This window comes from Nocardia wallacei, from assembly GCF_029869545.1.
Classification (GTDB): domain Bacteria; phylum Actinomycetota; class Actinomycetes; order Mycobacteriales; family Mycobacteriaceae; genus Nocardia; species Nocardia wallacei_A.
In genome coordinates, this window is sequence record NZ_JARWQD010000110.1 from 1 (window position 1) to 12,045 (window position 12,045).

Genomic DNA, 12,045 nt, shown 5'->3' on the forward strand with positions numbered 1-12,045 from the left:
GGTGGTGGCCGAGGCGGCGCCGGTCCAGAGGTCGACCAGGGGCTCGCCGTGGCGGTACACCGCCAGTGCCCCACCCGCGCCGGGCCGATCGCCGACGAACCGCGCGAAGGCGCGTGCCAGCGGCTCGAACCCGGGGGCGGCGCGACCGGCCACCCCGGCGGGAAGCTCCGCGGAGTCGAAAGAGAAAGCGACGTTGCTCACATGTTCACGGTACGGGCGGACGATAGCGCACGGCAATGATGTTGTCCGACTGGTGATTTCCCGCGACCGCCCGGATACGGCGCGCACAGCCCCCGCCGAGCCCTCGAATCCTGCGGTTTTCTCCCAACCGGGCCCCGCCGCCGGGCCGGGAATCCTATCGTGAGTTATGGGATCGTTGCGATCGTTGGCGCTGATTCTGCTCGTCGTCGTGGCTGCCTGCTCGACGTCCGGAACCCCGACGCCCGCGCCGATCACCGCCGATCCGACCCTGATCGGCGACTGGCACGGCACGCTGCCCGGTCTCGATCAGCCGGTGGGTGTGCGGTTCACCGAGCGCGGGGCCACCGCGTCGGTGCCGGTGCAGGGCATCTACGACCGGCCGCTGGACAAGGTGTCGGCCGGTCCGGAGAGTATCGGATTCACCATCCCGGGACTGCCCGGCACACCGACGTTCCTGGGCAGATACGACCGCGGCACCGACACGATCACCGGTTCGGTCACCCAGACCGGCGCGCCGCTGACCCTCGCGCGCGGCAAGGTGCCCGTGCCGCCGCGACCTCAGGAGCCGCGCCCGCCGTTCCCGTACCGCACCGAGGACGTCGGCTTCGCCAGCGGCAGCGTGACCGTCGCGGGCACGCTCTCGCTGCCCGCCACGCCGGGACCGCATCCGGCCGTCGTGCTGATCACCGGCAGCGGACCGCAGGATCGCAATGAGGAACTGCTGGGCCACAAGCCATTCCTGCTGCTGGCCGACACGCTCACCCGCGCGGGTTACGCCGTGCTGCGCACCGACGACCGCGGCGTCGGCGGCACCGGCGGCGCCCTCGACCGCGCCACCTACGACGACCTGAGCGGTGACATCGTCGCCGGTATGGACCTGCTGCGCGGCCGGGCCGATATCGACCGGAACCGGATCGGGCTGCTCGGCCACAGCGAGGGCGGGTACCTCGCGCCCCGGGTGGCGGCGCGGCCCGGCAGCGGGGTCGCGTTCGTGATCATGCTGGCCGGTCCGGCCGCCGACGGGGCCGACGTGCTGATGGAGCAGACCCGCCTGCAACTGACCGTCCGCGACGCCTCGGTGGCGGAGACCCGCGACCAGATCGGCTTCGTCAGCACCCTGTCCGCCCTGGTCCGCACCGGCGATACCGAGCAGCTGCGGCGCTGGCTCACCGACCGCAATGCGACTCGCCCACCGGATCAGCAGCTGCCGCCGGGCGCGGCGGACGAGTTCACCAGCCTGTACTTCACCTCGCTGATCACCTACGACCCGGCGGCGGCCCTGTCGGCCCTGCGCATGCCGGTGCTCGCCCTCTACGGCGGCAAGGACCTGCAGGTCCCGCCCGCCCAGAGCGAGCCGCTCGCCAGGCAGCTCCTCGCCGGGAATCCCGACGCCGATATTCGCGTCTTCGACGGCCTCAACCACCTCCTGCAACCGGCCGGAACCGGTGAGCCTGTCGAATACGCGGCGATCGAGACCACGATGGACCCGCAGGTTCTGGACTATCTCGTCGCCTGGCTGACTCAGCGCTTCCCGCCCGCGCGGTAGCTTCGCCCGGCAGCGGACTCCAGGACGGCGAAGCAGTGCGCGGGAAGCGTTGTGGTGGTGGAGGTTTGGTGAACCGGGTTCCAGGTCAGTAGCGGAGTGCCGATGAACGGGATATCGGCCGGGGTCGGCGCGAGGTTGCAGAGGATGTGGATGCGGTTGCGGTGCAGGGTGATCCAGCGCCGCTGTTCGTCGAAGTCGATCTCGAGGTGCGAGAGCCAGGGGTCGGTGAGATCCGGGTGGGTGCGGCGGAGCGCGAGCAGGTCGCGGTAGCAGGACAGCAGGCGGGCGTGCGACGGTTTCGACGGCTCGGACCAGTCGAGTTTCGATACCTCGAACGTCGCGGGGTCTTGCGGGTCCGGGATGTCGGTGACGGGCCAGCCGTGGTCGGCGAACTCGGCCCGGCGTCCGGCGGCCACGGCGGCGGCGAGTTCGGGTTCGGGGTGGGAAGTGAAGTACCGGAACGGGGTTCGCGCGCCCCATTCCTCACCCATGAACAGCATCGGCGTGTAGGGAGACAGCAGCACCAGGGCGGCCTTGACCGCCAGCTGACCATCGGTGAGGTAGGCGCTCGGACGGTCCCCGAGCGCGCGGTTCCCGATCTGATCGTGCGTGCACGTGTAGGCCAGCAGCGCACTGGCCGGGGTCGTCTCGGTATTCAACGGGCGCCCGTGGATTCGCCCGCGGAAGCTGGAATACGTTGCGGAATGGAAAAATCCGTGACGCATCGTCTCGGCGAGGCAGCGCATCGATCCGAAATCGCCGTAATAGCCCTGCCGTTCGCCGGAGACCGCCGCGTGGACGGCGTGGTGCAGGTCGTCGTTCCACTGGCCGTGCAGTCCATGGCCGCCCGCGGCGCGCGGGGTGATCAGGCGCGGATCGTTCAGGTCGCTCTCGGCGATGAGGGTGAGCGGGCGGCGCAGATGGGCGGAGAGCCTTTCGGTTTCGATCGCCAGCCGCTCCAGCAGCCCCGCGCCACCGTCCCCGAGAGCATGCACGGCATCCAATCGCAATGCATCGATATGGAATTCGCGGAACCAGCGCAGCGCGTTGTCGATGACGAAGCGGCGCACCTGCTCCGAGCCCGGACCGTCGAGCCTGAGATTGTGCCCCCAGTCGTTGCGGTCCTCGCTCAGGTACGGCCCGAACCGCGGCAGATAGTTCCCGGACGGACCCAGGTGGTTGTAGACGACGTCGAGCGCCACCGCCAAACCCCTTGCGTGGCAGGCGTTCACGAACCGCTGCAGCCCATCCGGGCCGCCGTACGCCTCGTGCACCGCGTACCACAGCACGCCGTCGTATCCCCAGTTCCACACCCCGTTGAACGCGTTGACCGGCATCAGCTGGACCGTCGTGACACCGAGCTCCACCAGATGATCCAGGCGCTCGGCGGCCGCATCGAAGGTCCCCTCCGGAGTGAATGTGCCGATGTGCAGCTCGTAGAACACCGACCCGGCCAGCTGCCGCCCCGTCCATCCGGCGTCGGTCCACCGCGCCGGATCCACCTCGTACAGGACCGAGCGACCATGCACCCCCTCCGGCTGCCGCGGCGAACGCGGATCCGGCAGGACAACCGGATCGTCATCGATCAGGAATCCATACCGCGCCCCGACATCGGCCTCGACCTCGCCCCGCCACCACCCCCGCGCATCACCCACCATCGGATGAACCCAACCATCAACGTCCACCCGCACCCCCCGCGCCCACGGCGCCCACACCTCGAAACCCACCACCGCCCCAGCATGGCAGCCCACACCACACCGCAACACCACCAGCACGGCCTTCTCGGCGCGCGCACACCCCTTCCCCCCGCACACCATGCCCTCCTCTCCCCGCACACCGCCCGTCCTCCTTCCCCGCACACCGTGCAACCTCCTTCCCCGCATGCCGTCCGCCCTCCTTCCACCGCACACCATGCCCTCCTCTCTCCACACGCCGTCCGCCCTCCTTTCCCCGCACACCGTGCGGCCTCCTTTTCCCGGCATGCTTTTGGCCGGGATCCACGGTTCGGGGTGGTGCGGAGCGGGGCGGGTTGACACAGTTAGGGGGTGGGAATCTATAGCGAACGGGTGTTGCCGCGGATCATCGACGTGGCGTGCGGGCTGCCCGTCAACGAGCGGCTGCGGCGGCGGGTCTGCGCGGGGCTGAGGGATCGGGTGGTGGAGATCGGGTTCGGATCCGGCCACAACGTGCCGTACTACCCGGAGTCGGTGAAGTCGGTGACGGCCGTCGAACCGGCCGACGGCGGGTGGCGGCTGGCGGCGAAGCGGCTGGCACAGTCATCGATTCCGGTGCAGCGCTCCGGCCTGGACGGTCAGTCACTTCCGTTCCCGGACAACAGCTTCGACGCCGCGTTGTCGACGTGGACGCTGTGCACGATCCCCGAGATGAGTGCCGCGCTGGCCGAGATCCGGCGGGTCCTGGTGCCCGGCGGCACCTTCCACTTCGTCGAGCACGGGCTCGCTCCCGACGCCAAGGTCCAGACCTGGCAGCACCGGTTGAACCCGGTCCAGAAGACGCTGTTCGGCGGATGCAACCTGAACCGTGACATCGCCGATGCGGTCGAGCAGGCCGGTTTCGAGGTCCGGGAGCTGGACCGGTTCTACGAGGAGTCGGCGCCGAAGTTCCTCGGATCGCAGTACCTGGGCGTCGCGGTCTCGCCCTGATCCGGGCATCGCCTCACGTCCGGGGCGGCGCGGCCGAATACTCCTGCTCCGGGCGACCGGTGCTGCCGTAGCGCAGTTGCATGCGTAGCGCTCCGGAGGCGACCAGGTTGGCGAGATAGCGCTGGGCGGTGGCGCGCGAGACGCCCGTCTCGGCGGATACCTCCGCCGCGGACATCGGCGTGGGTGACTGCCGAACGGCCCGCAGCACAAGATCTTTCGTCGGCGAGGCCGGAGCCGCGGCCGACCCGCCCGGTCCCACCGGCCGCAGGGCCTCGACGGCGGCGTCGATATCGCGGGCGGTGACCACCGGGGCGGCGAGCAGGCGGCGGTAGCGGGCGTAACCGGCCAGTCGCGCCGCCAGGGCGGCATGGTCGAACGGCTTCACCAGATAGCCCAGCGCGCCCGCGGACATCGCGGCGCGCACGGTATCGGCTTCCGTTGCGGCGGTGAGCATCATGGCGTCGCAGCCGATCTCGCGCACCAGGTCCACACCCGAACCGTCGGGCAGATAGACATCGATCAGCGCCAGATCGAACGTCGCCTCCGCGAGCGCCGATCGCGCCGCCGCCAGCGAGGTGGCCGTGCCACCGACTGCGAAACCCGGTAGCGCGGAGACGATTCCGGCGTGCAGGTTCGCCACCCGGAAGTCGTCGTCGACGACCAGTACGGTCAGATCGGTTGTGCCCATGCGGCTTCTCCCTCCACCAGCACCCCGGGCAGCCGGGCGATGAACTCGGCCCCGCCCAGCGGCGGCGCACCCCCGCCCGGACTCGACAGCACCACGTCCCCGCCCAGCGCCCGCGCGACCTGCCGCGACAATGCCAGGCCCACCCCGCGCCCACCGGGTGCCCCGTTGTCCGGCCGCGTCGAAACCCCCTCGGCGAAAATCGATTCCAGCAGCTCCGCCGCCACCCCGGCCCCACTGTCGACCACCGTGATGTGCAACGTCGCCCCTTCCTGCACAAGTTCGACCTCCACATACCCGACGGGCACAGGTGGCACCGCACTCCCGGCGGTGTCGTCGCCGTCTCGTCCAGCACCGCGGCCTCGCCCCGCCCCCGCCGACCACGAACCCTCTTCCGCCGCAACGTGTCCACTCTTGTCGATCGACGGAACGTCGGGCGCGCCGCGCTCGACCGCTGAATACGGGGCCGGTTCATGCCACGCGTCCCGCTCGGTCGGCGGCTCCGGTGACCCGTGGACGCCCGGTCGACCCTGTCCGTCGGCGCGGGCGGCCTCGATGGCGTTGTCGAGGAGGTTTCCCAGGACCGTCGTGACATCCACGGGCACAGCGAGATCGGCGTCGATCCAGGTGTTGGGGCCGAGGCGGAGTTCGATGCCGCTCTCGCGCGCATGGGCGGCCTTGGCGGCCAGGAATGCCTGCAGAAAAGGATCTCGGATCGCATCCATGCCGGGCAGTGCCGCACCGAGCGGGCCCGAACCCAGCAGCTCGTCGATGTATTGCGACGCCTCATCCGTCCGGCCGCCGTGCAGCAGCCCGCTCAGCAGGTGCAGCCGGTTGGCGAACTCGTGGCGCTGAGCGCGCAGCACCGTGCTCATCGACTGCACCGCATCCAGTTGGCGGGTCAGCGATTCGACGTCGGTGCGGTCGCGCACGCTCAGCACGGCACCCAGCTCCCGCCCGTCGCGGCTGACGGTCCGGCCGGTGACCACCACCAGCCGATCACCGACAGCGGTCTGCACGGGCCGTTCGTCGGCGGCCCGGAACACCTGCAAAACCCTTGGGGTCAAACCGATCTCGTCCACCGGCGTGCCGTTGGCACCATCGATACCGAGCAGCCGACGGGCCTCGTCGTTGACGACGGTGAGACGCCATCGCGTATCGACGGCGACCACCCCTTCGCCGATTCCGTGCAGCACCGCCGCCTGCTCCCGCACCAATTCCGCCAGTTCCGGCGGCTGCAGGCCCAGGGTCAGCCCGTGCCACCGCCGCGCCAGCAGCAGCGACCCGATCACCCCGGCCAGCAGCGCGGCTCCCGCGAACAGCCCGGCGCGGCGCAGGTCGGCAAGCAGTTGCTCACGCACGGCCGTCGTCGAGATACCCACGCTCACCTCCCCCACGATGCTGTCGCCGTCGGGCCGCAGCACCGGCACCTTCGCCCGCACGGATTCGCCGAGCGTGCCGCGCTCCTGGATCACCACCTCCGATCCGGCCAGCGCGGCCGACGGATCGGTGCTGACCCGCTCCCCCAGCCGCCGGATGTCCGGGTGCGCCAGCCGGATCCCGGCGTCGTCGGTGATCACCACGTAGAGCGCCCCCGTGCTCCGGCGCGTCTCCTCGGCGATCCGCTCGAGCTGCCCGTCGGCGAGGGACGCGGCCAGCCCCGGATTCTCGGCGAAGGTAGCCGAGGTGTAGCGGGATGCCTCGGAACGCACCTGCGGATCGACCGCCACGGTGCGCGCGATCGCCAGCGCCCGCTGCCCGTACTCCCCGGACAGCCGCTGCTGGCCCACATGCGCGAACACGCCGAACGCGATACCGAGCGTCAGCGCAACAAGCACGACCTGCAGCAACACGATCTGCGTCCGCAACCGCACCACACGCCCGAACACCTTCATCCCAGCAATACCTACACCCCTGATCTAAATGATCACAACCCCCACCCCCGCTTGCACACCGTATGCCCACCCCAACTTCCCGGGGTGCGCAGAATGAGCAGAACGCTTGTTTTGCGGGTTGCGTTGGTAGTGCGCAGAACCTCATTCGGTGTGATGCCGCCCACTTATGGTCGGTCGGCGGTCGCACATCACACGGGCGGCCCGAAGTTCAGGAGAACCTCATGACCAATCTCATGGAGCGGCGCGACGGCGGGCCGTGTATCGAGTTCCGGGGGGCGACCAAGCGGTTTCCCGGGTCCGGCGGGGGCATTCATACCGCGGTGAAGGACCTTCACTTCGCTGTCGCCCCTGGCGAATTCGTCGCGGTGGTCGGACCGACCGGCTGCGGGAAGTCCACGACGCTGTCGCTGGTGTCGGGGCTGGAGAAGACCTCGGCGGGCCGAACGCTGGTGCGGGGCAGTGATGTCGACGGGATCCCGGACGGCATCGGCTACATGTTCCAGCAGGACGCGGTGCTGCCGTGGCGGACCGTGCTCGACAATGTGGCGCTCGGCCCCCGGTTCCAGGGCGCGTCGAAAGCGCAAGCGCGCGAACGCGCTTCGGAGTGGGTGCGCAAGGTCGGGCTGGCCGGATTCGAGAAGTACTACCCGCATCAGCTGTCCGGCGGTATGCGCAAACGCGTCGCGCTGGCACAGACGCTGGTCAACGATCCCGAAATCCTGCTCATGGACGAGCCTTTCAGCGCGCTGGACGTCCAGACCCGCCAGCTGATGCAGGACGAACTGCTCCGCGTCTGGGGCGGCAGCAACGCCGCGGTCGTCTTCGTCACCCACGACCTCGAGGAGGCCATCGTGCTCGCCGACCGCGTCGTGGTGATGACCGCGAGCCCCGCCACCGTCTGCGGCGACTTCCGCGTCACCCTGGACCGCCCGCGCGACGTGGAGGAGGTCCGCCTCACCGACGAATTCCGCCGACTGTACGGCGAGATCTGGGGCACGCTGCGCGACCAGGTCGACGCCGCCCGCGCGAAGGGAGCCGACCGTGTCGCCTGACACCATCGACCAGATCGCCACCGCCGCACCGGAGGTCGAGGCCGAGACCGAGGAGCAGATCCTCGCCCGCGCCCGCGGCCACGCCCGCCGCTCCCGGATTCGGACCTGGGGGCTGCGGCTCGCGCTGATCGCGCTGTGGCTGGGATCGTGGGAGCTGACCGCCTCGCTGTGGATCGACCCGTTCTTCTATTCGAAGCCGTCGCTGATCTGGCAGCGCATCGTCGAATGGTTCACCGAGGGAACGCAGTTCGGCTCGATCTGGCTGCAGATCTTCACCACGGTGGAGGAGGCGGTGCTCGGCTTCGTCATCGGCGCGGCCGCCGGTGTCGTGCTCGGTGTGCTGCTGGGCCGCAGCCGCTACTGGGCCGAGGTGCTGGCGCCGTTCATCAAGGCGCTCAACGCCGTTCCGCGCATCGTGCTGGCCTCGCTGTTCATCATCTGGTTCGGCCTGGGCCTCGAGTCCAAGGTCGCGACCGTCGTGGTGCTCACCTTCTTCGCGGTGTTCTTCAACGCCTTCACCGGCGCCCGCGAGGTGGACGGCAACGTCATCGACAACGCCCGCATCCTGGGTGCGAGCCGCTGGCAGGTGCTGTCGCAGATCGTGCTGCCCAGCGCGACCACCTGGATCCTGTCCAGCCTGCACACCGCGTTCGGCTTCGCCCTGATCGGCGCGGTGGTCGGCGAATACGCCGGTGCCAGCAAGGGTCTGGGCCTGCTGATCTCCAACGCGCAGGGCACGTTCGACGCGGCCGGTATCTACGCGGGCATGATCATCATCACGGTGGTGGCGCTACTCGCCGAATGGGGTATCGGCGCGACGGAGGGGCGGCTGCTGAAATGGCGTCCGTCGCAGGCACAGTCGGGGCACGGGATCTGAGCCATGAGGTATCGCAAGCATATTGCCGTGGTCCTGCTCGCCGTCTGCTCGCTGCTGCTGGTGACCGGCTGCCGGGACTCGCGCAAGATCCCGATGGCGAACGGGCGGCCGCAGATCACCATCATGGTGGGCGGCCTGGAGAAGGTGATCTACCTGCCCGCGATGCTCACCGAGCGGCTGGGCAACTTCGCCCGCAACGACATCGACGTCAAGCTGATGGGTGAGCAGTCCGGCGCCAGCGCCGAGACGGCGCTGCTGACCGGCGACGTCCAGGCCGTGGTGGGGTTCTACGACCACACCGTCGACCTGCAGGCCAAGGACCAGTGCCTGAAGACCGTCGTCCAGTTCGCGGACGTGCCCGGCGAGGCCGAACTGGTCTCGAAGGCGCAGGCCGCGAATATCAAGTCGCCCAGCGATTTCCGCGGCAAGAAGCTGGGCGTGACCTCGCTGGGCTCGTCGACCGACTTCCTCACCCAGGCGCTGGCCGGGCAGGCCGGGATGACGACCTCCGACTACGACCGGGTGAAAGTCGGTGCGGGACAGACGTTCATCGCCGGTATGAACCACGGCGGCATCGACGCGGGCATGACCACGGATCCGACGGTGGCACAGATGGTCAAGTCCGGCGACGCCGAGGTGCTGGTGGACATGCGCACCGAGGCGGGTACCCGCGCCGCGCTGGGCGGGCTGTATCCGGCTTCGTCGCTGTACATGAAATGCGATACCGTGCAGTCGCATCCGGAGATCGTGCAGAAGCTGGCGACAGCGTTCGTCCAGACGCTGCAGTGGATCAAGACGCACACCCCGGAGGAGATCGCCGCGCAGATGCCCCCACAGTATGCCGCCGCGGGCAAGGATCTCTACGTCCAGTCGATCCACGACTCCATCGGCATGTTCAACGGCGACGGCCTGATGAAACCCGAAGGCGCCCACAATGTCCTGACCATCCTCGGCAAGTACTCCCGCAACGTCGCCCCGAAGAAGGACAGCATCGACCTCGAGGAAACCTACACCAACGAGTTCGTGCAGAAGGCCCTTCAGAGCAGGCAGTAGGACGTCGCTCACCCCATATTCACCACCGGTTCGTACCGGTCCAGCCACACAACCAGGTCCAGGAACTGTTCCAGGTCGATGCGCTCGGGCATCGTGAGGTTGTCGCTGGGCCGGGCGGCGAGCTTGGTCACCACGTCGGCGTCGACCAGCTCGAACACCCGGTGCCCACGGCGCTCCTGGAGCACCTGCGTCGACTGTCGTTGCAGCGCAGTCAGGTACACGCTGTCGGATGCGAGCGGGTAGTGCACCTTCTTGCGTTGCACCACGGAGTTCGGCAGCAGGTCGGCGGTCGCGGCGCGCAGCAGGCTTTTCTCCCGGCCGTCGTAGGAGCGCACGGCCCAGGGCACGTTGTAGACGTAATCGATCAGCCGGTGATCGCAGAACGGGACGCGCACCTCGAGCCCGGTCGCCATGCTCATCCGATCCTTGCGGTCCAGCATCGCCTGCAGGAATCGGGTGAGGTGCAGGTAGGACATCCTGCGCATGCGGGTGTCGAGTTCGCTGTCCCCGCACAGAGATTCGACCGGCGCGATCGCCTCCCGATAGCTCTCGCGCACATAGGCATCGAGGTCGAGCGCGCTCACCAGCTCGGGCCGCAGCGTCGCGGTCCGACGGGTCATCTCCTTCGGCATCGCCGCCATCCACGGGAAGGTGTCGGCGTCGCGCAGCGCCGGTTCGTGGAACCAGCGATATCCGGCGAAGATCTCGTCGGCCGACTCCCCCGACAGCGCCACGGTGGAGTGCTCGCGCACCGCCCGCGACAACAGATACAGCGAGGCATCGGAATCGCCGAAACCGCGCGGCAGGTCGCGCGCGGCGACCACCGCGGCCCGCACCTCGGGCGCCGCCAGGCTCGCCGGATCGATCACGACGCTGCTGTGCCGCGCACCGAGGTGCCCGGCCACCTCCCGCGCGAACGGCGAATCGAGCGTCGAACGCCATTCGTCGGCAACGAAATTGCGCTCCTGGTCGGCGAAGTCGACGGTGAACGCGCGCACCTGCTCCCCCTCGGCGTCCAGCCGCGCCGCGGCGAGGGCGGTGATGGCCGAGGAGTCCAGGCCGCCGGACAGCAGCGTGCACAGTGGCACATCGGCGACCAGTTGCCGGGATACGCTGTCGCGCAGCAACTCCCGGACGGTCTCGATCGTGCCCGGTAGATCGTCGGCGTGGTCGGTGGTCGTGAGTTGCCAGTAGCGGTGCTCGCGCAGCCCGCAGCGACTCACCGTCACCACCGTGCCCGGATCGACCTGCCGCATCCCCTCCCACACCGCAGCCCCGGGGTCGGCGATCATGGTGAACAGCTCGCGCAACCCGTCGAGCCCGACCACCCGGCGAGCCTGCGAATTGGCAAGGATCGCTTTGGGTTCCGAGCCGAACAGTACGCCGTCGTCCGTCGGCCACAGATACAGCGGTTTGATGCCGAGCCGGTCGCGGATCAGCACCAGCTTCTGCTCGCGCGCATCCCACAGCGCGAACGCGTACATGCCGATCAGCCGCTCGGCCACGGCCTCTCCCCATTCCAGGTAGCCGCGCAGCACGACCTCGGTGTCCGATCGGCTGCGGAAGCGGTGCCCGCGCGCCACGAGTTCGGCGCGCAGCTCGGTGAAGTTGTAGACCTCCCCCGAATACACCAGCGCCACAGCGCCGTTCGGGGTGTCGGCGGTCATCGGCTGACCGCCGCCGGTGATGTCGATGACGGCCAGGCGGCGGTGCCCGAGGGCCGCGGGGCCCTCGATCCACACACCCCCGGCGTCGGGTCCGCGCTCGGCCATCGTCGCGGTCATCGCCTCGACGGTGTCGCGCTCGCGGGTCAGGTCTCGGTCGAAGGATACCCATCCGGTGATTCCACACATACTCACAGTTTGAAGTGCCTCTAAAATTAAAGCAACCATAATTTTGTTGCGACTGTAGTACAGTGCGGATATGGGTGACACCGAGGTCGGACTGCGCGAGCTGAAGAAGGAGCGCACCCGCCGCGCCCGGGGGCGCGCCGCCCACGCGCGGGTGGAGGAAAAGGGGGACGACAAAAACACCCCCCCCCCCAAAGACCCCCCCGCCCCGGGGTAACCCCGG

The 12,045-nt window shown here is 69.1% G+C and carries 10 protein-coding genes and 1 pseudogene; 6 read left to right on the forward strand and 5 right to left on the reverse strand.

Annotated features, from left to right (window positions below):
• Positions 1–201, reverse strand: a pseudogene (locus tag QH290_RS08110) (serine hydrolase domain-containing protein); the annotation flags it as partial.
• 166 nt (positions 202–367) lie between these two features.
• Between QH290_RS08110 and QH290_RS08115 the strand changes: the two are divergent.
• Positions 368–1,747: an alpha/beta hydrolase family protein gene (locus QH290_RS08115; RefSeq protein WP_280382436.1), complete on the forward strand. Its 1,380-nt coding sequence runs from the start codon at positions 368–370 to the stop codon at positions 1,745–1,747.
• Here QH290_RS08115 and treZ read toward each other — a convergent pair.
• Entirely contained in the window at positions 1,723–3,564 is a 1,842-nt protein-coding gene (gene treZ, locus QH290_RS08120; protein WP_425303569.1) for a malto-oligosyltrehalose trehalohydrolase, read from the reverse strand. The genes QH290_RS08115 and treZ overlap by 25 nt on opposite strands.
• 228 nt (positions 3,565–3,792) lie before the next feature.
• Here treZ and QH290_RS08125 point away from each other — a divergent pair, with 228 nt between their 5' ends.
• Positions 3,793–4,410, forward strand: a complete 618-nt coding sequence (locus QH290_RS08125) for a class I SAM-dependent methyltransferase (protein WP_280382437.1) — start codon at positions 3,793–3,795, stop codon at positions 4,408–4,410.
• A gap of 13 nt (positions 4,411–4,423) precedes the next feature.
• Here the strand turns inward: QH290_RS08125 and QH290_RS08130 are convergent, their stop codons facing one another.
• Complete coding sequence (locus tag QH290_RS08130) at positions 4,424–5,098, reverse strand: response regulator (RefSeq protein ID WP_280382438.1); 675 nt, start codon at positions 5,096–5,098, stop codon at positions 4,424–4,426.
• The gene (locus tag QH290_RS08135; protein ID WP_280382439.1) at positions 5,080–6,990 is read right to left on the reverse strand and encodes an ATP-binding protein; all 1,911 of its coding nucleotides are present in this window, start codon (positions 6,988–6,990) and stop codon (positions 5,080–5,082) included. The genes QH290_RS08130 and QH290_RS08135 overlap by 19 nt, the downstream gene beginning before the upstream one ends.
• Positions 6,991–7,211: 221 nt before the next feature.
• Here QH290_RS08135 and QH290_RS08140 point away from each other — a divergent pair, with 221 nt between their 5' ends.
• Genes QH290_RS08140 through QH290_RS08150 form a run of 3 tightly spaced genes read left to right on the forward strand, consistent with a single transcriptional unit; the run spans position 7,212 to position 9,972 of the window.
• On the forward strand, positions 7,212–8,042 hold the full coding sequence (locus tag QH290_RS08140; protein ID WP_280382440.1) for an ABC transporter ATP-binding protein: 831 nt from the start codon (positions 7,212–7,214) through the stop codon (positions 8,040–8,042).
• Positions 8,032–8,919, forward strand: a complete 888-nt coding sequence (locus tag QH290_RS08145) for an ABC transporter permease (RefSeq protein ID WP_280382441.1) — start codon at positions 8,032–8,034, stop codon at positions 8,917–8,919. The genes QH290_RS08140 and QH290_RS08145 overlap by 11 nt, the downstream gene beginning before the upstream one ends.
• A gap of 3 nt (positions 8,920–8,922) precedes the next feature.
• Entirely contained in the window at positions 8,923–9,972 is a 1,050-nt protein-coding gene (locus tag QH290_RS08150; RefSeq protein WP_280382442.1) for an ABC transporter substrate-binding protein, read from the forward strand.
• An 8-nt stretch (positions 9,973–9,980) separates the two neighbouring features.
• Here the strand turns inward: QH290_RS08150 and asnB are convergent, their stop codons facing one another.
• Positions 9,981–11,825, reverse strand: coding sequence for an asparagine synthase (glutamine-hydrolyzing) (gene asnB / locus QH290_RS08155; RefSeq protein ID WP_280382443.1), 1,845 nt, complete (start codon positions 11,823–11,825; stop codon positions 9,981–9,983).
• A 70-nt stretch (positions 11,826–11,895) separates the two neighbouring features.
• On the opposite strand from asnB, the gene QH290_RS08160 reads away from it, so the two are divergent.
• A complete protein-coding gene (locus tag QH290_RS08160) occupies positions 11,896–12,039 on the forward strand; it encodes a hypothetical protein (protein ID WP_280382444.1) in 144 nt (47 codons plus the stop codon).
• Positions 12,040–12,045: the final 6 nt, after the last annotated feature.